Genomic DNA, 570 nt, shown 5'->3' on the forward strand with positions numbered 1-570 from the left:
ATCGAACATCGCCTGGCTATTTGCTTAAATTCCTTAGGAAAGCTCACTGCTGAGGGCGCTTTAAGACACTATGATGTGGTCATCATAGATGAAATCGAACAGGTGCTTGCGCGCCTAACTTCCCCTATTGAACAAAAGCCCTTAGTGTTTTCTGTGCTGCAAAATATTATGACGAATGCCAAAACGCTGATTTGTCTTGATGCGCATCTGTCAAAAGCTTCAGTACAAATGGTTCAACGGTTTTGTCCTGATAAACCCGTCACCATTCATTTTAATCTTTTTGAGCCTGGGAGCGAGCGCCAAATTGCTTTTCATGACAGCCCGGAAAGCGTGCAAATGTCAGCCATGCAGGCTTTAGAACAAGAACAAAAAGTATATCTCGCCTTTAACTCCAAAAAAGAAGCTTTTAAAACCTTTTCTGCGCTGAACATGGCCTTTCCTGAAAGAAAGGACTTTACATTTCCAGTGATAATGCGGGGGATACTGAAAACCAAGTTTTTTTTAATAACGTCAATGTTGTATCAAAGCGCTACGATTACCTAGTATGTACGCCATCGGTGAGTACCGGTG

General features: G+C 42.3%; 1 protein-coding gene. It reads left to right on the forward strand.

Translation table 11 applies throughout. From position 1 onward, the window contains the following. On the forward strand, window positions 1-543 hold a 543-nt coding region (locus Ldro_RS15225; protein WP_193786659.1), incomplete at its 5' end, for a hypothetical protein. Between the last annotated feature and the right edge of the window lie 27 nt (window positions 544-570).

This window comes from Legionella drozanskii LLAP-1, assembly GCF_001467585.1.
Lineage (GTDB): Bacteria > Pseudomonadota > Gammaproteobacteria > Legionellales > Legionellaceae > Tatlockia > Tatlockia drozanskii.